This window comes from Micromonospora sp. M71_S20, from assembly GCF_003664255.1.
Lineage (GTDB): Bacteria > Actinomycetota > Actinomycetes > Mycobacteriales > Micromonosporaceae > Micromonospora.
On the sequence record NZ_RCCV01000001.1, the window covers coordinates 173,732 to 191,128 of the forward strand.

Genomic DNA, 17,397 nt, shown 5'->3' on the forward strand with positions numbered 1-17,397 from the left:
CTCACGGCCGGCATGTGCGCCCTGGTGGCGCTGGCGTTCCTCGTCCCGCTCGCCCTCGGTCTCGAGGACCGGGCGCGCGAGGAGGCCATCGCGGACGCCGCCCGGCGCAGTGCGCTGGTGACCGGCGCCCTCACCGTCAGCACCGACCCCGCCGTGGTGCAGCGGGTCGTGGCGGCCAGCGGCGACGACCCGGCCACCCGGCCGGTCGTGCGCGGGCTCGGGATGGACGAGTCGTCGGCCCGCGCCGACGCCGGGAGCCTGGAGCGCGCGCGGGCCGAGCGGCGCTCCGTGGTCGTCGACGTCGAGGGCGGCGTGCTCCGGCTGGACCCGGTGGTGCTCGGCGACACCACGGCCGTGGTCGAGGTCTTCGTGCCCGAGTCGGCGCTGGGCGGCAACAGCCGGTGGCTGCTGCTGCTCGGGGTGGCCGCCGCACTGGTGGGCGCGGCGGTGCTGGTGGTGGACCGGGTCGCCGCCCGCGCGGTCGACTCGGCCCGGGGCCTGGTCCGGGCGGCGCTCGCGATCGGCGACGGCGACCAGGGCGTACGCGTCGACCCGAGCGGCCCTCGGGAACTGGCCGAGGCCGGGCACGCCTTCAACCGGATGGCCGACCGGCTGGACGCGGCCCGCACCGACGAGCGGGAGTTGGTCGCCGACCTGTCGCACCGGCTGCGCACCCCGCTGACGGTGCTGCGGCTGGACGCGGAGGCACTGGAGTCCGACGACACCAGCGTGGGCTCGTTCAGCGAGGCGGAGCTGGACCGGCGGCGCGGCATCCGCCGGATCCGGCAGGCGATCGTCACCCTCGAGGGCGAGATCGATGTGCTGATCAAGACCACCCGCAAGGCGGTCGCGCACGAGGCCGGGCCGGCGGAGTGCGACGTCAGCGAGGTGGTGCGGGACCGGATGGTGTTCTGGGCCGCCCTGGCCGGCGACCAGAACCGGCCGCACCGGGTCAGCGGCGCCCAACTGCGCATCCCGGCGCCGGTTCCCCGGGCCGAGCTGGCCGCCGCGCTGGACGCGGTGATCGGCAACGTCTTCCGCTACACCCCGCAGGGCACCGCGTTCGAGGTGGCGGTCTCCCGCCGCGACGGATACGTGGCCATCCGGATCGACGACGCCGGCCCGGGGATCGCCAACCCGGACCGGGCGCTGCGCCGGGGCACCAGCGACCAGGGCTCGACCGGGCTGGGGCTGGACATCGCCAAGCGGGTGGCGTTGCAGGCGAACGGCTCGGTCAGCATCGACCGGGCCCGGCTGGGCGGGGCGAGCGTGGTGATGCTACTCGCCGACCCGGAGGCGACGCCCCGGCAGGTCAGCCGGTTCGGCCTGGTCGGCCGGATGGCGCGGGAGCAGAAGACCGGCAGCCGTCGCTGGCCCCGCCAGCGGCCCACCGGCGACTGAGCCGCGGCCCGGACGGATGCCCCGGATCGACGGCCGGTTGTGGGGCGGCGCAAGTCTTCCTTAGATCGAGGTTAACCACGGTGCCGGAGCGGGCCGGCGCTGACAGGATCGAATCCGAACCCATCAGTTCCACCGGTCAATGCCTCGGGGCACCCCACCGGCCGGTGGAACCGGGCGCGCGGCGGGAGACTCGGTCCCCCCACACCTCCTCCCGCCGCGCGCCGTCCCCTCCGCTCAGCCGGTGGCGGCGGCCAGGTGGGCGTCGATCTCGGCGGTGATCCGCCGCTTGCCGGCCGGGTCCAGGAACGAGGCGGTCACCGCGTCGCGGGCCAGCGCGGCCAGTCCCTCCGGGCCCACGTCGAGCAGCCGGGCCGCGACGGCGTACTCGTCGTCGAGGGTGGTGCCGAACATCGGCGGGTCGTCGGAGTTGATGGTGACCAGCAGGCCGGCGTCGACCAACTGCCGCAGCGGGTGCTCCTCGATGCTGGCCACCGCGCGGGTACGCACGTTGGAGGTCGGGCAGACCTCCATGCCGATCCGGTGCTCGGCGAGATACGCCAGCAGCTCCGGGTCCCGCGCGGCGGAGATGCCGTGCCCGATCCGCTCCGCGCCCAGGTCGCGCAGCGCGTCCCAGACGGTCTCGGGGCCGGTGGTCTCGCCGGCGTGCGGCACCGAACGCAGCCCGGCTGCCCGGGCCCGGTCGAAGTACGGCTTGAACTGCGGCCGGGGCACCCCGATCTCGGGGCCGCCGAGGCCGAAGCTGATCAGCCCGTCCGGGCGCTCCTCCAGCGAGATGCGCAGCGTTTCCTCGGCCGCCGCCAGGCCGGCCTCGCCGGGGATGTCGAAGCACCAGCGCAGCTCGATGCCGAAGTCCGCCTCGGCCCGCTTGCGGGCGTCCTCGATCGCCTCGCAGAACGCGGGCGCGGGGATCCCCCGGTGCACGTGCGAGTAGGGCGTGACGGTCAGCTCGGCGTAGCGGACCTGCTGGCGGGCCAGCTCGCGGGCGACCTCGTGGGTGAGCAGCCAGACGTCGTCGGGGTCGCGGATCAGGTCCACGACGCTCAGGTAGACCTCGATGAAGTGCGCGAAGTCGCGGAAGGCGAAGTAGTCGGCGAGCGCGGCCGGGTCGGCGGGCACGGGGCTGCGGCCCTCGTGGCGGGCGGCCAGCTCGGCGACGATCCGGGGCGAGGCGGAGCCGACGTGGTGCACGTGCAGCTCCACCTTGGGCAGTCCGGCGATGAAGGTTTGCAGGTCGGTCACTGGTTCTCCTCTGCGCGGGCGCCGGTGCGGGCGACGAAGAAGACGCGGCGGAACGGGAAGTGCACCTGGCCGTGCCGCACCGGGTACGCCTCGGCGAGGCGTACGCCCAGTTCGGCCCGGAAGTCGGACCAGCCGGCGGCGTCCAGGGCCGCGCGGACCGGCCGGAGCGCCGTCCCCTCCAGCCAGCTCAGCACGGGGTGGTCGGCGTCGGCGCGGGCCGGCAGCAGGTGCACGTAGGTAGTCTCCCAGGCGTCGACCGCGCAGCCGGCACCGGTCAACAGGTCGGCGTAGCCGACGGCGGTGTCGTCGGCCGGGGGCCGGCGCAGCAGCCCGGCGACGTCGGCACGCCACGCCGGCCGGTCGGCGACCTCCCGCAGCGCCCGGTGCGAGGGGGCGTCGAAGTTGCCGGGCACCTGCACGGCCAGCCAGGCCCCGGCGGGCAGTTCCCGGGCCCAGCGGGTGAGCAGCTCCCGGTGGCCGGGCACCCACTGGAGCACGGCGTTGCTGACCAAGACGTCCACGTCGGGTTCCGGGTGCCAGTGCCGGACGTCGCCGACGACGAAGGAGACCCCGGGGGCGACGGCGGCGGCCTGCGCGATCATCTCCGGTGAGGAGTCGAGGCCGGCGACCCGGCTGTCCGGCCACCGCTCGGCGAGGGTGGCGGTCAGGTTGCCGGGGCCGCACCCGAGGTCGACCACCGCGCGCGGGCGCTCGGCGGGGACCCGGGCGAGCAGCTCGTGGAAGGGCCGGGAGCGCTCGTCGCCGTAGCGCAGGTATGTCGTCGGATCCCACATGGCTGCCTCCCAAACCGTACGTTCGTCTTGTTTCACCGTACGGCCCGTCGCGCGACCGGACAAGCCGATCACTAGGCTCAGTCCCATGCAGCAGCGCACCTTCCCCCGGCTGGGGCGGCGCGTCGGGGTGATCGGGCTGGGCGCCTGGCAGCTCGGCGCGGACTGGGGCACGGTCAGCGAGGCCGACGCCACCGCCGTACTGACCGCCGCCGTCGAGTCGGGGGTCACCTTCCTCGACACGGCGGACGTCTACGGCGACGGGCGCAGCGAGCAGCTCGTCGGGCGGTTCCTGCGCCGCCGGCCCGACGCCACGCTGACGGTCGCCACCAAGATGGGCCGCCGCGTCGCGCAGACGCCCGAGGCGTACACCCTGGCGCACTTCCGCGAGTGGACCGACCGGTCCCGGCGCAACCTCGGCACGGACACCCTCGACCTGGTGCAGCTGCACTGCCCGCCCACCGCCGTCTTCGCCGACGACGCCGTCTTCGACGCGCTGGACACCCTTGTCGCCGAGGAACGCGTCGCCGGCTACGGGGTGAGCGTGGAGACCTGCGACCAGGCGCTCACCGCCATCGCCCGGCCGGGGGTGGCCAGCGTCCAGATCATCCTCAACGCGCTGCGGCACAAGCCCCTCGACCGGGTGCTCCCGGCCGCTGCCGCCGCCGGGGTCGGCATCATCGCCCGCGTCCCGCTGGCCAGCGGGCTGCTCTCCGGCCGGTACGACGAGCACACCACCTTCGCCGCCGACGACCACCGCAGCTACAACCGGCACGGCGAGGCGTTCGACGTAGGCGAGACCTTCTCCGGTGTCGACTTCGCGCTGGGCCTGGCCGCCGTACGCCGGTTGGCGCCGCTGGTCGGCGACGGACGCACGATGGCCCAGTTCGCGCTGCGCTGGGTCGTCGACCAGCCCGGCGTCACCGTGGTCATCCCGGGCGCCCGCGACGCCGCCCAGGCCCGGGGCAACGCCGCCGTGGCCGACCAGGCGCCGCTCTCCGCACGGGAGCTGGCGGCGGTGGCGGAGGTCTACGACGAGCTGGTCCGGCCGCGGGTGCACGACCGGTGGTGAGTCGGGTGGCCGCGACGGGGATCGACGGAGGGAAGACGCGATGAAGGGCTGGCTGCCGCTCACCCTCGGCCTGCTCGCCGTGGTCGGCGGTGCGGTGTGGACGGTGCAGGGCCTCGGCTACGTCGAGGGCAGCGTGATGACCGACCAGCGGATCTGGGCCGTGCTGGGGCCCCTCGTCGTCCTGGCCGGGCTGGTCGCGCTCTGGTTCGGGCTGCGCGTCCGCAAGCGCCGCTGAGCGCCGCCGGCGGGCCCCTGCCTCTCGCCGCCCCGGCAGCCCGCAGCCCGGTTCCACGTGCGGCCACGGCGGCCGGCGTCGTGAGCGCGGAAAGCCCCGCATCCCGGTCGGGATACGGGGCTTCGCTGTGATCCGGGCGCCGGATCACCCACTGGCCGGCGGCTGCCGACCGGCACTGCTCAGATGGGGCGGACCTGCTCGGCCTGCGGACCCTTCTGACCCTGGGCGATCTCGAACTCCACCCGCTGGTTCTCCTCCAGCGTGCGGTAGCCGCTGGTCTGGATGGCCGAGAAGTGGACGAACACGTCAGCACCCCCGCCGTCGACGGTGATGAAGCCGAAGCCCTTGTCTGCGTTGAACCACTTCACGGTTCCCTGCGCCATGTGTATCTCCTTCTAAAACTGGCGGCCGAGCACGCCGTGCGGCCGATTGGCCGTTTTCGAGCAGCGGTGCCTGAGGCGGCCCCCACGAAGGAGACTTCACTCAACCCACGCCATCTCTCAACAGCGTGGAACAGCAAACCACGTAGCGAAAACTCTGCACAGCCTACCGGACGAAATTCTTCGACATGTGACCTGACGGATGCCGAAGATCCGCTGGGTGGGCCCTTGCACGCGCGCGAAAAGGCCCCCGCGCCGTCGTGCCGATGCGGGGGCCCTTCGGCATTGTCCGGTCAGTCCGGCCAGCTTCCGGTGAACCGGCGTACGCCCACCGCGCCACCCCGGTCGACGGCGGCCCGGACGACCGCGAAGATGGCGCCCTGCAACGCCGCCGCCGCCAGGATCTCGCCCCAGCCGCGGTCCTCGTCGGTGGCGCTGGGCGCCTCGCCGTCGCCCGCCGTCATCTTCCACACCTGCCGGAAGATCGCGCCCGCGACCGTACCGGCGGCGATGCCCATCAGCACACCGACCGGCTTGTACGCGGCCTTTCCGATGCCCCTGCTCACCGCTGCCTCCCCCGGACGATCACCAACACGATCACGGCCGCCACCGCCCCGGCCGCGAGGGCGACGAACGGCGTCGGGTTACGCCGTACGACGGCACCCTTCTCCTGCGCCTGCCCCCGCGCGAGCTGCGCCTTCTGCGCCGCCTGCCCGCGCACCCGGGCCACGGTCTGCGCCGTCTGGTCCCGCACCCGCTCCTTCGCCTGGTCGGCGGAGGACCTCAGCCGCGCCTTGACGTCGGCCTTGGCCGCCAGCGCCTCCATCGTCTCGCCCAGCTCGACCCGGGTCCGCCGGATCTCCTCCCGCAGCGCCTCGGTGTCGCCGCTGCCCCGGCCGTTGCCCGTCGTCATGCCCGTCCCCTGTCCTTCACGGCGGCGGCGACCGTGTCCACGTCCGCCCGGACGCTACGGACCGCGGCCTCCGGCACCGGCGGGACCGCCTGGCTGACCTGCTTCTTGCCCACCAGGGCCAGGACGCCGGCCATCGCGAAGAGCACCACCGCGACGATCAGGGCCGCCGCCCAGGCCGGAAGCACCAGGTCGAGCAGCAGGATCGCGGTGGCGACCAGGGCACCGAGGCCGTAGAGCGCCAGCGCCCCGCCACCGCCGAAGAGACCGATGCCGATACCGGCGTGCTTGCCCTTCTGGGTCAGCTCCGCCCGGGCCAGGGCCAGTTCGTCCCGGACCAGGCGGGAGACCTGCTCCGTGGCCCGCTGCACCAGCTCGGCGGTGGACGGCTCGCTCCCGGTACGGGATGTGCGGGCGTTCGCCACGTCAGCCATGCTGTCCTCCTTTCATCATCACCGCGCTGTATGCCCGGAGTCGCCGCCCGCCAATCCTTCGCCCCGGCGGTCGGTGGGCCCGGACCGCCGCGTCCCGAGCCGCCGCACGGCGCGGAAGAAGATGCAGAAGCGTCGCGCAGCGGTTCCCGCCACACGCCCGGTCAAACTTCCCGAGCCAGCGCACTTCGCCCGACCACCCCACGAGGCACCACCCCGCCCACACCCTCCAACGCCCCCGCCCCCCACAGGTCACGACCCACCCCGGAAGGTGGGGACGGGGGAGCCCTCCGGCGGGCGGGCGGCCGGAGGGCTCCAGGGGCGGGGCGGGTAGGGGGCCGGGTGGGTCAGCGGCGGGCTTCGGCGGGCTCGTCGGGGCCGATGAAGGCCTCGCTGCGGGCGTCGCCGTCGTCGCTGCCGCCGAAGACCCGGGCGTCGTCGGGCAGCTCGGCGTCGGTGCGGCGACGCACGGGCCGGCGGGGTCGTACCCACTGCCACGCCAGGTTGCTCTCCGCGTCCCCGATCTCGGTACGCATCCGGGGCATGGCCGTCGGCCGGTGGTCCCGGATCCAGGCGACCAGTTGCTCGCGCACCAGGCAGCGCAGGTCCCACAGGCTGCCGGCGTCGGCGGCGCTCACCAGGGCGCGCACCTTCACCGTCCCGCCGGTCGCGTCGGTCACCTGGAGTACGCAGACCCGGCCGTCCCACAGGTCGGTGCCCTCGACAAGCCGGCGCAGCTCCTCCCGCATGGCCTGCACCGGGATCGCCCAGTCGACGTCGAACTCGGCGGTGCCCAGCACCGCCGCCTCGGTCCGGGTCCAGTTCTGGAACGGCTTGCTGGTGAAGTACGAGGTCGGCAGGATCAGCCGCCGGTCGTCCCAGATCTGCACGACCACGTAGCTGAGCGTCAACTCCTCGATGCGGCCCCACTCTCCCTCGACCACCACGACGTCGTCGAGCCGGACCGCGTCGCTGAAGGCGAGCTGGAGACCCGCGAAGACGTTGCCCAGCAGGCTCTGCGCGGCCAGCGCGGCGACCACACCGACCACACCGGCACTGGTCAGCACGCCGGCGCCGATGCCGCGTACGGCCGGGAAGGTCATCAGCATCACGCCGACCGCCAGCACGACGATCACCGCGATCGTCAGCCGGCGCAGCATGACCACCTGGGTCCGCACCCGCCGCGCGTGCCGGTTGTCCGGCACGTCCACCCGGAACCGGGCCAGTGCGGTGTCCTCCGCCACGACGAGCAGCGAGGCGACCAGCCAGGCGACGCTGGCGATCACGCCCAGCACCAGCAGGTGCAGCAGCACCTGCCGCCACTGGTCGCCGACCGCGTAGCCGGTGCTGAACCGCACGGCGAACTGGACGGCGACGACGGTGGCGGCGACCTGGATCGACCGGTGCGCGTGGTCGGTGAGCTCGGTCAACAGCAGCGAACGCCGGCCGACCCGCCGGATCACGCGGTGCGCGACCTCGACCGCGAACAGGGCGATCGCCGCCGCAGCGAGCGCGGCGACGATCGTCCCGAGGTAGCTCTGCACGGGTTCTTTCCTCCTCCTTGCGCCGGGCACGCGCTTCGGGCAAAGGCCCAATAATGCCCGGCGACGCCGGAATCGACCAGGCTCAGACCTTCCGATACCGGGACTGGAGGAAGCAGAAGACGCCGAAGGCGGCGATACCGAGCGCCACCAGGGTGAGCAGGATCTGGCCGTACGCCTGGTCGCGCAGCGTGCGCAGTGCCGCGTCCAGACCACGGGCCTTCTCCGGGTCGTAGTTGACGGCGGCCAGGATGATCAGCAGGCCGGAGATGCCGTACGCGACGCCCTTGGAGATGTAGCCGGCCATGCCCAGCCGGCGGGTGAGCTGGCGCGTCTTCGCGTTCATCTCACCGGTCTTGAGGTGCTTCTCGAAACGCTTGATCAGGCCGTAGATCACCAGGCCGACGCCGATCGCGGCGAGCACGAGCCCGGCCAGGCCGACCAGCCAGCGGCCACCGGAGGACTCCATGGCCTTGCCGGTCAGCGCCTCCTGCTGGTCGGCGCTGTTGGAGCCGGCGTCCTTGAAGACCTTGAAGGCCGTCCAGGCGAAGTAGAGGTAGACGACGGTCCGCCCCGCCGAGGCGAGCCGCTCCCAGACCCGCTCCTTGCCGCGCTCGGCGCGGTGCCCGACGGCCGCCTCCAGCGCCTGCCAGATCGCCATGGCGAGCAGGCCGACCGCGATCGTGACGACGAGGAACTTGCCCAGCGGCTGGGCGGCGATGGTGCGCAGCGCGCCGGACTGGTCGCCGTCGTCGCCGGCCTTGCCGAACGCGATCTGCAACGCCAGCCAGGCGAACAGGAGGTGCACGATGCCGTAGCCGATGAAACCGACTCTGGCCAACAGTTCGAGCCACCTGCTGTTCGCCGTGCGGGAGGCGGTGGCTTCGGCGTTCCGGGTGAGTGACATGGCGCCACAATCACCGAATACGAAGATTTCCAAACGTCAGCCACCGCCGCCCCGGTCGGGTCAGTTGCCCGGGTTCCTCGACACCCGGATCTTGACCTCCTGGTCGGTGACGCTGTCCAGCGTCACGGCGAAGCCGCCGACCTCGGTGGCCTGCTGGCCGGTCGTCAGCGACAGCTGCTCACCGGCGACCTCGACGGTCACCTGGTCGCCCTGCGCGCCGATCAGCTTGGCCTCCACGCCGAGGATGGTGGCGCTGGCGTCCACGCCCCGGTCGAAGGTGACGGTGCAGGCGTCCAGACCGCAGTCGGTGCTGGCGCCCTCGGAGCTGCAGCCGGCGAGCACGGCGACGCCGAGCGCCAGGCCGGCCAACAGGCCGGCGGCCCGGCGGGTGGGGGTCAGCGGGGAGTCAACACGTCGGTTCGTCACCCCGCCAAGGGTACGAGACGTCGGCCACTGCGGCAGCGCGTGATCATCCGCCCAGGTGGGGCGCCCGCGGCAGGGGTTAGGGTCCCGGGCATGCCGTTCGACATCGCCCGCACCCGGGCCGCCTACCCCGCCCTCGCCGAGGGCTTCGTCCACCTCGACGGCGCCGGGGGCACCCAGACCGCCGGCCCGGTCGTTGACGCGGTCGCCGCCGCCATGCGCGCGGCGGTGGGCAACCGCAGTGCCGCCTTCGCGCCCGGCCGGCGCTCGCTGGAGATGGTGGCCGCCGCCCGCTCGGCCGTGGCCGACCTGCTCGGCGCCGAACCCGACGGGGTGGTGCTGGGGCCGAGCGCCACCACGCTGACGTACACCCTGGCCCGGACCCTGGGGGCGCGGTGGCGGCCCGGCGACGAGGTCGTGGTCTCCCGGCTCGACCACGACGCGAACGTGCGCCCCTGGGTGCAGGCCGCCGAGGCGGCCGGCGCGACGGTGCGCTGGGCCGAGTTCGACCGGGACACCGCGGAGCTGCCGGCGGCCCGCTACGCGGAGCTGGTCGGCGAGCGGACCCGGCTGGTCGCGGTGACCGCGGGCAGCAACGCGACCGGCACCGTCCCGGACGTGGCGGCGATCGCCACGACCGCGCACGCCGCCGGGGCGCTGGTCTGCGTCGACGGGGTGCACTCGGTGCCGCACGGGCCCACCGACGTCGCCGCGCTGGGCGCCGACTTCCTGGTCACCAGCGCGTACAAGTGGTCGGGGCCGCACCTGGCCGCGATGGTGGCCGCCCCGGCGACGTGGGAGCGGCTGCGACCGGCGAAGCTGCTGCCGTCCTCCGACGCGGTGCCGGACCGCTTCGAGTACGGCACCCCGAGCTTCCCCCTGCTGGCCGGCGTGGCCGCCGCCGTGGACCACCTGGCCGGGCTGGACCCGACGGCCGCCGGGAGCCGGCGCGAGCGGCTGACCGCCGGGCTGAGCGCCGCGCGGGCGTACGAGGAGTCGCTGCTTCAGCGGCTGCTCGCCGGGCTGGCCGCGCTGCCCGGGGTCACCGTGCTCGGCTCCCCCGCCCGGCGCTGCCCGACGGTGTCCTTCCGGGTGGACGGGCTCTCCCCGCAGCGCACCCAGGAGGAGCTGGGCGCGGCCGGCCTCTGCCTCTCCGCCGGCGACTACTACGCGTACGAGTACTTCCAGGCGATGGGGCTGCGGGACAGCGGCGGGGCGGTTCGCGCCAGCCTCTACCACTACAACACCGTCGACGAGGTGGACCGGTTGCTCGGCGAACTGGACCGCCTCGCCGGTCGCGGGGGCAGAATGGCCGGGTGAGCACCCTGGTCGAGGACAATCCCGCCAAGCACCGGTTCGAAATCCTGGTCGACGACGCGCTGGCCGGGTTCACCGCGTACCTGCCGCGCGGCGAGGTGCTGGTCTTCACCCACACCGAGGTCGACCCGAGGTTCCAGAACATGGGCGTGGGCGCGGCGCTGGTCCGGGGCACCCTCGACCAGCTCCGCGAGCGCGGCACGACGCTGGTGCCGCGCTGCCCGTTCGTGGCGGCCTTCATCGGCCGCCACCCCGAGTACGCCGACCTGGTCACCCCCGAGGCGTGACCCGTCAGCGGCCCGTCAGCAGCCCGACGGCGGCGTGGGCGGCGGCCCGGGTGGCGCCGTGGGTGGCGACGTGGACCGCGCCGGTGACCAGCTCGGGCACGCCCAGCTCGACCACCACCGCGTCCGGGCGGGCAGCCAGCGCACGGCCCACCGACGCCCGCATCCAGTCGTGCCGGTGCAGGTCGCGCACCACCAGCACCAGGCACCGGCCGGCCGCCCCGGCGGTCGGGTCGGCGGGCACGTCGGCCTCGGCGTAGCGGACGGTGGTGGTGCCGGCGAGCTGGTCGGCCAGGGGGGCGGCGAGCCCCCACGGGGTCTCCGGACCGATCGCGATGTTGCGCGGCGGCTCGAACTCGACCACGTGGGCGGGACCGGCCAGCGGCAGCGCGCCGACGCCGGCGGGCGCGGTGGTGACCCGCAGCGCCCGGCGGGCGGCGGCCAGCCCGACGGCCGAGCCGGCGGCGGTCGGGCGGGGCCGGTGCGGCCGGTCGGCGCGGGCGGCCACGGTCCAGGCGGCGAGCTGCCCCACCCGCTTGGCCGCCTCGGCGAGGCGTTCCTCGGGCAGGTCGCCGGCGACGACCGCGGCGACGATGGCGTCGCGCAGCAGCCGGGCCGATCCCTCGTCGGCGCGCTCCCCGCCGACGCAGATCGCGTCGGCGCCGGCGGCGAGGGCACGCACCGCCGCGCCCGCGAAGCCGTACCGGTCGGTGACCGCCCGCATCTCCACCGCGTCGGTGACCACGACGCCGGAGAAGCCCAGCTCGTCGCGGAGCAGCCCGCCCAGGATCCGGCCGCTGAGGGTGGCCGGCAGTTCCGGGTCCAGCGCCGGCACCAGCAGGTGGCCGGTCATCACCGCCTGCACCCCGGCGGCCACCGCGGCCCGGAACGGGGCCAGCTCCACTGCGTCGAGGCGGGGACGGTCGGCGGCGATCCGGGGCAGGTCGTGGTGCGAGTCGACCTGGGTGTCGCCGTGCCCGGGGAAGTGCTTGGCGCAGGCGGCGACCCCGCCCGCTTGGAGGCCGCGCACCCAGGCGGCGGTGTGCCGGGCGACCAGCGCCGGCTCGGCGCCGAAGGCGCGTACGCCGATCACCGGGTTGCCCGGGTTGGAGTTGACGTCGGCGTCGGGGGCGTAGTTGAGGGTGATCCCCAGCACGGCGAGGTCGGCCCCCAGGTCGCGGGCGACCTCCTCGGTGAGCGCCGGGTCGTCCACGGCGCCGAGGGCGAAGTTGCCGGGCCGGGAGCTGCCCCGGGCGGACTCGATGCGGGTCACGTCGCCGGCCTCCTCGTCGATGGCGACGACGACGTCGGGGCGCTCGGCGCGCAGGGTGGCGGTGAGGGCGGCCACCTGCTCCGGGTGGACCACGTTGCGGGCGAAGAGCACCACGGAGCCGAGGCCCTCGCCGAGCCAGCGGCAGATCCAGGGTGGCGGCGTGGTGCCGACGAATCCCGGTTGCAGGACGGCGGCGGCCAGGGCCGTCAGGCTCCCGGCGGGGGCGCTCACGCCGGCCCGCCCGCGTGGTGGCTGATGTGTCGCTCGCTCATGCGGTCGTCGTACCCCCGTCTTCTCCGCGCCCGGCGGCCCGCCACCGGCGGCGGTGCTGACATGGTCACACCGTGCGAGGAAATAGTCAATAAACCTTACAGTTGCCCTCGGGCGCGGAGCTGGGGACAGTTCGGGGATGGATCCCCTGCTGCTGGCCGACGCGACGAGCCCGGCCGACATCCCCGGCGTACGCCTGCTCGGCCTGGTCGTCGGCGGCCTGTTGCTGCTCGTCGCGATCCGCGCGATGTTCCGGCGCTGAGCGCGCCGCGTCCCGGCGCCGGCGCCCGGGATTCGGCGGCGGCCACCGGGGTACCGCCTGCCTCGTTGGACCGGTACGACACCGCGAGGGGGAACGATGAGGATCGGCTACTTTCTGTCCACCGAGGAGTACACGCCGACCGAGCTGCTGGAGCAGGCGCGCGGCGCGGAGCGGGCCGGCTTCGAGGCGCTCTGGATCTCCGACCACTACCACCCGTGGACCGACGCGCAGGGGCAGAGCCCGTTCGTCTGGTCGGTGATCGGGGCGCTCAGCCAGGTCTGCCAGCTCCCGGTCACCACCGCCGTGACCTGCCCGACCGTGCGCATCCACCCGGCCGTCGTGGCGCAGGCGGCGGCCACCAGCGCGGTCATGCACTCCGGTCGGTTCGTGCTCGGGGTGGGCAGCGGCGAGGCGCTCAACGAGCACATCCTCGGCGACGCCTGGCCGCAGACCGACGTCCGGCTGGAGATGCTGGAGGAGGCCGTCGAGGTGATGCGCGAGCTGTGGCGGGGCGGCTTCGTCAACCACCACGGCAAGCACTACACCGTCGAGCACGCCCGGATCTACACACTGCCGGACACTCCCCCGCCGGTCTACGTCTCGGGCTTCGGCCCCAAGGCGGTCGACCTGGCGGCCCGCATCGGCGACGGCTTCGTCAACACCTCGCCCGACGCGGAGCTGGTCCGGCGGTTCCGGGAGGGCGGCGGCGGCGACAAGCCGTGCCAGGCCGGCTTCAAGGCGGCGTACGCGCAGACCGCGGAGGAGGGGATGCGGATCGCGTACGAACGCTGGCCGAACGCCGGGGTGCCCGGCGAGCTGTCCCAGGTGCTGCCGTCGCCGCGGCACTTCGAGCAGGCCGCCGAGCTGGTCCGCCCGGAGATGATGAAGGACGCGTTCGTCTGCGGGCGGGACGTCGACGGGCACCTGGCGAAGCTCGAGGAGTACGCCAAGGCCGGCTTCGACGAGGTCTACGTGGCCAACACCGGCCCGAACTGGCAGGGCCTGCTCGACCTCTACCAGCGCGAGGTGTTCCCCCGCGTACGCTGACCGCGACGTCCCCGGGCACCCCCGCCGGTGGGGCTGCCCGGGCTCAGCGCGGGCTAGCCGACCCTCCTGGCACGTGGGCTGGTTTCCAGCGCGGCAGCCCTCGCGGCACCGGCGTGGGCGGTCAGCGTCCGTGGCTTCGCGAGAACGATCGGCCCCACCACCAGGAGCACGAGCCACAGTGGCGCCAGGCGGGGGGCGATCGACAGCCAGACGGGCCACACCGGCTCGGCGAGCATGTCCGCGGCCAGGTCCCTCCAGGTCAGGGCGACGCCCGGGAGCAGGGCCACCGTCACCAGCATGCCGATGAGCCGGGGCACGGGCGCAGGTCGTCGCGCCACCAGCCAGAACAGCGCGGCACCGGTGGCGGCGCCGAAAAGGACGCCAGCGAGGGTGATCGTGAGGAACCCGTCCAGCGCAGCCGGCGCGACGCTCAGTACCGACCCGTTCGCCTGGTGCTTGAGCGTGATCGTCAGCCCTTCCCTCTCGGCCCGCCAGCCGTCGCACGGGACGCCCGGCACGCGACCCAGGCCCTGCCACCCCGACGATGCGGCGTTGTGCCGGAGTTGGTCCGAGAGCGCGCAGTCGGCGCGGTCGCCGTAGTGGAACTCCGCATGAGCCGAACCGAAGTCGTCAGCGGCGAGGAAGACGCCGTACCGGTAGCCGGGAACGAACGACGAGCCGGTTCGCCCGGTCTCCGGGAGCAGTTCCGTCGCCACGCCCTGCGCGCGGTCGGGGCTGAGCGGTACGGTGCCGCGGCCGCCGTACCAGGAGCCGACGGCCAGGCCGACCGTCCCGAACAGCACCGCACCGAGCAGCAGCATCGCGACGTGCCGCAGTCGAGGTCCCCCCTTCCCTGTCACAGTGCGGCAGCGTAGCCGTCGCGCCGGCAAGCGGCAGCCCTGTGACGTACGGCCCTTGGGGATCTTCCAGAGGGGTCACGATAATGCCCAGCCCGCCCTGAGGACCGAGAAGGAGAAGCCGTGAACAGTGAGCCGGAGCCGGGCATCGCGCCCGAGGACCAGTCGCCCCGCTACGCCGGTGATCCCATCCTGTTGACGGTCGACGGGCACGACTTCCGGGTTCGGGTACGCACCGGGGAGCCCGGCACGTACGACTTCGACTGGCTCAGCGGGCCGCACGACTACGGCTTCGGCCTCTCCGGGGCTGCCGGCGCCCCGATGAGCCGGGCCGCGATGGAGGAGGCCATCCGCGGCTTCCTCGCCGGGATCGACCCCGCCACCGGCTACCTGGCGCAGTGACGGCAACTGGCGGCAACCCTGCCGTCGGCCACCAGGCGCGCCGGGTCGCCGGCGTCACCCGGGCCGGCGGTTTCGCCGCTGATCACGGCGGGTACCTCCGGCCCTCGATGAAACTGTCCACGCACTCCACGACACTGCGCCGCGCGGCCAAGAGCCTCTTCGGCTGGACGGCGCTGCGGCCCCACCAGTTGGCCGCCATGCGGGCGGTCATGAAGCGCCGCGACGCCCTGGTGGTGCTGCCCACCGGCGCCGGCAAGTCGGCGATCTACCAGATCCCGGCCAGCCTGATCCCCGGCCCGACCGTGGTGATCTCGCCGCTGCTCGCCCTGCAACAGGACCAGATCGCGGCGCTCAACGAGCGGCAACGACCCGAGCTGCGCGCGGTGCGGATCAGCTCGGACGAGTCGGCCGCCCAGCAGGCGGAGGCGATCGCCGAGATCCGCGACGGGCGCGCGGAGTTCCTCTTCATCACCCCGGAGCAGCTCGCCAACCCCGACCGGATGGCCGAGGTGAAGTCGCTGAAGCCGGCGCTGGTGGCGATCGACGAGGCGCACTGCATCTCCGCCTGGGGGCACGACTTCCGCCCCGACTACCTGGCGCTGGGCCACCTCATCGACGGCATCGGCCGGCCGCCGGTGGTGGCGCTGACCGCCACCGCCTCCCCGCCCGTACGCGACGACATCATCGCCCGGCTGCGGCTGACCGAGCCCGAGGTGGTGGTCTCCGGGCTGGACCGGCCGAACCTGTTCCTCGAGGTGGCGCACTGCCCGACGGAGGACTACCGGTGGCGGCGGCTGATCGCCCTGCTGCGCGACGACACCCGACCCGGCATCATCTACGTGCCCACCCGGCGCTCCGCCGAGGAGCTGTCGGCCCGGCTCACCGACGCCGGCTTCCCGGCCCAGTACTACCACGGCGGGATGGCAGCCGGGGCGCGCGCCGAACTGCACGAGGCGTTCCTCGCCGACCAGGTGCCGATCATGGTGGCCACCTCGGCCTTCGGCATGGGCATCGACAAGCCGAACATCGCCTGGGTGGTCCACATGGCGCTGCCGGACTCGCCGGACAGCTACTTCCAGGAGATCGGGCGGGCCGGCCGCGACGGCGCCCCGGCCCGGGTGCTGCTGCTGTGGCAGGCCGAGGACGTCGGGCTGCAACGCTTCTTCAGCGGCGGCCTGCCGGACGCCGACGAGCTGCGCGACCTGTCCGCGCTGCTGCGCAAGAAGGCCCGGAACAAGAAGGAGCTGCGCGAGGTCACCGGGCTCGGCCCGCGCAAGCTCGGCCAGTACCTCGCCCTGCTGGAGCAGGTCGGCGCGGCCGAGCCGAGGGCGAAGCAGCGCATCGGCGCCCCCCGCTACTCCCCCGCGCCCGTGGACGCCGCCGCGGCGGCCCTGGCGGAGGCCGAGCGGCAGCAGACCGTGACCCGGTCGCGCACCGACATGATGCGGGCCTTCGCCGAGACCACCGCCTGCCGGGGGCAGACGCTGCTGGCCTACTTCGGCGAGCAGATGACCCAGGTCTGCGGGCACTGCGACAACTGCCACGCCGGCACCAGCACCCCCGACGACGGCGCGGTCGGGCCCTTCCCCGTGCACAGCCAGGTCCGGCACCCGGAGTGGGGGCACGGCCTGGTGCTGAGCTACGAGGAGGACCGGATGACGGTTCTCTTCGACGAGGTGGGGTACAAGACGCTGTCCGTCAGCGTGGTGTCCGAACAGGGCCTGCTGACCCTCGACTAGCCTGAGCCGGGCACCGCTGGCGGGGCCGTGGACGACGAGCGACAACAGTGCGGAAGGGGCGTTGCCGTGATCGAGCAGCCGGCGTACACCGGATTCGGTTTCTCCGACGAGGAGTGGGGGCTGCTGGTCGGCCTGCCGCAGTCGGTGCTGACCGCGGCGAGCGCCGCCGAGTCCGACGGCACCCGGCGCACCATGGCCGAGAACGCGGCCGGGCTGGAGACCATCGCCGCCGGGCGGGAGTCGGCCAGCCCGCTGGTCGCGGCCGTGGCCGGCGAGATCGTCACCCGGGTGGGCGACCCGGAGGCCGGCGAGGAGATGCCGGTCATCGCGCCGTCCGACCCGCGCGCCTACCTGGAGGACGTGCTGGGCCGGGCCAGGGAGGCGGCGGCGCTGCTGGCCGCCCGGACGGACGAGGGCGAGGCCGGCGCGTACAAGCACTGGCTGGTGGACATCGCCGAGCAGGTGGTGGGCGCGGCGTCCAGCGGCGGCATCCTGGGCCTCGGCGGGGACGTCGTCAGCGACTCGGAGCGCCGCTTCCGCGACCGGCTCTCCCAGGTCCTCAACGACTGACGCGACGACGACGGCGGCACCGGGC

The 17,397-nt window shown here is 74.1% G+C and carries 21 protein-coding genes; 10 read left to right on the forward strand and 11 right to left on the reverse strand.

Annotation, left to right across the window (positions count from 1 at the left end; all coding sequences use genetic code 11):
• Positions 1–12: 12 nt before the first annotated feature.
• Positions 13–1,401 carry a HAMP domain-containing sensor histidine kinase gene (locus DER29_RS00820; RefSeq protein WP_199729064.1) on the forward strand — a complete coding sequence of 463 codons (1,389 nt, stop codon included), beginning with the start codon at positions 13–15 and terminating at the stop codon, positions 1,399–1,401.
• Between the two features lie 234 nt (positions 1,402–1,635).
• Here DER29_RS00820 and DER29_RS00825 read toward each other — a convergent pair whose 3' ends face one another.
• The gene (locus DER29_RS00825) at positions 1,636–2,661 is read right to left on the reverse strand and encodes an adenosine deaminase (protein ID WP_121395411.1); all 1,026 of its coding nucleotides are present in this window, start codon (positions 2,659–2,661) and stop codon (positions 1,636–1,638) included.
• The gene (locus tag DER29_RS00830) at positions 2,658–3,455 is read right to left on the reverse strand and encodes a trans-aconitate 2-methyltransferase (RefSeq protein WP_121395413.1); all 798 of its coding nucleotides are present in this window, start codon (positions 3,453–3,455) and stop codon (positions 2,658–2,660) included. Before DER29_RS00830 ends, DER29_RS00825 begins: the two co-directional genes overlap by 4 nt.
• Positions 3,456–3,540: 85 nt before the next feature.
• Here DER29_RS00830 and DER29_RS00835 point away from each other — a divergent pair, with 85 nt between their 5' ends.
• Both DER29_RS00835 and DER29_RS00840 read left to right on the forward strand, forming a co-directional pair.
• Entirely contained in the window at positions 3,541–4,524 is a 984-nt protein-coding gene (locus DER29_RS00835; RefSeq protein ID WP_121395415.1) for an aldo/keto reductase, read from the forward strand.
• 40 nt (positions 4,525–4,564) lie between these two features.
• Positions 4,565–4,759 carry a hypothetical protein gene (locus tag DER29_RS00840; protein WP_121395417.1) on the forward strand — a complete coding sequence of 65 codons (195 nt, stop codon included), beginning with the start codon at positions 4,565–4,567 and terminating at the stop codon, positions 4,757–4,759.
• 179 nt (positions 4,760–4,938) lie between these two features.
• On the opposite strand, the gene DER29_RS00845 is transcribed toward DER29_RS00840, so the two are convergent.
• The 7 genes from DER29_RS00845 to DER29_RS00875 form a co-directional block, all read right to left on the reverse strand.
• Positions 4,939–5,142, reverse strand: coding sequence for a cold-shock protein (locus DER29_RS00845; protein ID WP_007075740.1), 204 nt, complete (start codon positions 5,140–5,142; stop codon positions 4,939–4,941).
• A gap of 290 nt (positions 5,143–5,432) precedes the next feature.
• Positions 5,433–5,705 (reverse strand): DUF4235 domain-containing protein, encoded by a 273-nt coding sequence (locus tag DER29_RS00850; RefSeq protein WP_121395419.1) that lies wholly within the window; start codon positions 5,703–5,705, stop codon positions 5,433–5,435.
• On the reverse strand, positions 5,702–6,052 hold the full coding sequence (locus DER29_RS00855; RefSeq protein WP_121395421.1) for a DUF3618 domain-containing protein: 351 nt from the start codon (positions 6,050–6,052) through the stop codon (positions 5,702–5,704). The genes DER29_RS00850 and DER29_RS00855 overlap by 4 nt, the downstream gene beginning before the upstream one ends.
• Positions 6,049–6,483, reverse strand: coding sequence for a phage holin family protein (locus tag DER29_RS00860; protein ID WP_121395423.1), 435 nt, complete (start codon positions 6,481–6,483; stop codon positions 6,049–6,051). The genes DER29_RS00855 and DER29_RS00860 overlap by 4 nt, the downstream gene beginning before the upstream one ends.
• Positions 6,484–6,827: 344 nt before the next feature.
• Positions 6,828–8,024 (reverse strand): mechanosensitive ion channel family protein, encoded by a 1,197-nt coding sequence (locus DER29_RS00865; RefSeq protein WP_121395425.1) that lies wholly within the window; start codon positions 8,022–8,024, stop codon positions 6,828–6,830.
• Positions 8,025–8,106: 82 nt separating this feature from the next.
• Entirely contained in the window at positions 8,107–8,928 is an 822-nt protein-coding gene (locus tag DER29_RS00870) for a DUF1206 domain-containing protein (protein ID WP_121395427.1), read from the reverse strand.
• A gap of 60 nt (positions 8,929–8,988) precedes the next feature.
• A complete protein-coding gene (locus DER29_RS00875; protein ID WP_121395429.1) occupies positions 8,989–9,354 on the reverse strand; it encodes a hypothetical protein in 366 nt (121 codons plus the stop codon).
• Positions 9,355–9,444: 90 nt separating this feature from the next.
• On the opposite strand from DER29_RS00875, the gene DER29_RS00880 reads away from it, so the two are divergent.
• On the forward strand, positions 9,445–10,671 hold the full coding sequence (locus DER29_RS00880) for a cysteine desulfurase-like protein (protein WP_121395432.1): 1,227 nt from the start codon (positions 9,445–9,447) through the stop codon (positions 10,669–10,671).
• Complete coding sequence (locus tag DER29_RS00885; protein ID WP_121395434.1) at positions 10,668–10,955, forward strand: GNAT family N-acetyltransferase; 288 nt, start codon at positions 10,668–10,670, stop codon at positions 10,953–10,955. The genes DER29_RS00880 and DER29_RS00885 overlap by 4 nt, the downstream gene beginning before the upstream one ends.
• A gap of 4 nt (positions 10,956–10,959) precedes the next feature.
• Here DER29_RS00885 and DER29_RS00890 read toward each other — a convergent pair whose 3' ends face one another.
• A complete protein-coding gene (locus DER29_RS00890) occupies positions 10,960–12,456 on the reverse strand; it encodes a glycoside hydrolase family 3 protein (protein WP_121395436.1) in 1,497 nt (498 codons plus the stop codon).
• 178 nt (positions 12,457–12,634) lie between these two features.
• On the opposite strand from DER29_RS00890, the gene DER29_RS35890 reads away from it, so the two are divergent.
• Positions 12,635–12,757, forward strand: a complete 123-nt coding sequence (locus DER29_RS35890) for a hypothetical protein (protein WP_255421002.1) — start codon at positions 12,635–12,637, stop codon at positions 12,755–12,757.
• Positions 12,758–12,853: 96 nt separating this feature from the next.
• Positions 12,854–13,804, forward strand: a complete 951-nt coding sequence (locus DER29_RS00895; protein ID WP_121395437.1) for a TIGR03557 family F420-dependent LLM class oxidoreductase — start codon at positions 12,854–12,856, stop codon at positions 13,802–13,804.
• A gap of 53 nt (positions 13,805–13,857) precedes the next feature.
• Here DER29_RS00895 and DER29_RS00900 read toward each other — a convergent pair whose 3' ends face one another.
• Positions 13,858–14,664, reverse strand: a complete 807-nt coding sequence (locus DER29_RS00900; protein ID WP_199729066.1) for a hypothetical protein — start codon at positions 14,662–14,664, stop codon at positions 13,858–13,860.
• A 120-nt stretch (positions 14,665–14,784) separates the two neighbouring features.
• Between DER29_RS00900 and DER29_RS00905 the strand changes: the two genes are divergently transcribed.
• From DER29_RS00905 to DER29_RS00915, 3 genes are all read left to right on the forward strand, one after another.
• Positions 14,785–15,063 carry a hypothetical protein gene (locus tag DER29_RS00905; protein WP_199729068.1) on the forward strand — a complete coding sequence of 93 codons (279 nt, stop codon included), beginning with the start codon at positions 14,785–14,787 and terminating at the stop codon, positions 15,061–15,063.
• Between the two features lie 107 nt (positions 15,064–15,170).
• On the forward strand, positions 15,171–16,802 hold the full coding sequence (locus DER29_RS00910; RefSeq protein ID WP_121398878.1) for a RecQ family ATP-dependent DNA helicase: 1,632 nt from the start codon (positions 15,171–15,173) through the stop codon (positions 16,800–16,802).
• Between the two features lie 66 nt (positions 16,803–16,868).
• On the forward strand, positions 16,869–17,372 hold the full coding sequence (locus tag DER29_RS00915; protein WP_121395439.1) for a hypothetical protein: 504 nt from the start codon (positions 16,869–16,871) through the stop codon (positions 17,370–17,372).
• The last annotated feature ends 25 nt before the right edge of the window (positions 17,373–17,397 follow it).

What these genes read in the sequence shown, in the direction of transcription:
- DER29_RS00880 (WP_121395432.1), top strand. Translation starts at nt 9,445, where the DNA reads ATGCCGTTCGACATCGCCCGCACCCGGGCCGCCTACCCCGCCCTCGCC.
- DER29_RS00910 (WP_121398878.1), top strand. Translation starts at nt 15,171, where the DNA reads ATGAAACTGTCCACGCACTCCACGACACTGCGCCGCGCGGCCAAGAGC.
- DER29_RS00820 (WP_199729064.1), top strand. Translation starts at nt 13, where the DNA reads ATGTGCGCCCTGGTGGCGCTGGCGTTCCTCGTCCCGCTCGCCCTCGGT.
- DER29_RS00860 (WP_121395423.1), bottom strand. Translation starts at nt 6,483, where the DNA reads ATGGCTGACGTGGCGAACGCCCGCACATCCCGTACCGGGAGCGAGCCG.
- DER29_RS35890 (WP_255421002.1), top strand. Translation starts at nt 12,635, where the DNA reads ATGGATCCCCTGCTGCTGGCCGACGCGACGAGCCCGGCCGACATCCCC.
- DER29_RS00870 (WP_121395427.1), bottom strand. Translation starts at nt 8,928, where the DNA reads ATGTCACTCACCCGGAACGCCGAAGCCACCGCCTCCCGCACGGCGAAC.
- DER29_RS00835 (WP_121395415.1), top strand. Translation starts at nt 3,541, where the DNA reads ATGCAGCAGCGCACCTTCCCCCGGCTGGGGCGGCGCGTCGGGGTGATC.
- DER29_RS00855 (WP_121395421.1), bottom strand. Translation starts at nt 6,052, where the DNA reads ATGACGACGGGCAACGGCCGGGGCAGCGGCGACACCGAGGCGCTGCGG.
- DER29_RS00830 (WP_121395413.1), bottom strand. Translation starts at nt 3,455, where the DNA reads ATGTGGGATCCGACGACATACCTGCGCTACGGCGACGAGCGCTCCCGG.
- DER29_RS00840 (WP_121395417.1), top strand. Translation starts at nt 4,565, where the DNA reads ATGAAGGGCTGGCTGCCGCTCACCCTCGGCCTGCTCGCCGTGGTCGGC.
- DER29_RS00845 (WP_007075740.1), bottom strand. Translation starts at nt 5,142, where the DNA reads ATGGCGCAGGGAACCGTGAAGTGGTTCAACGCAGACAAGGGCTTCGGC.
- DER29_RS00895 (WP_121395437.1), top strand. Translation starts at nt 12,854, where the DNA reads ATGAGGATCGGCTACTTTCTGTCCACCGAGGAGTACACGCCGACCGAG.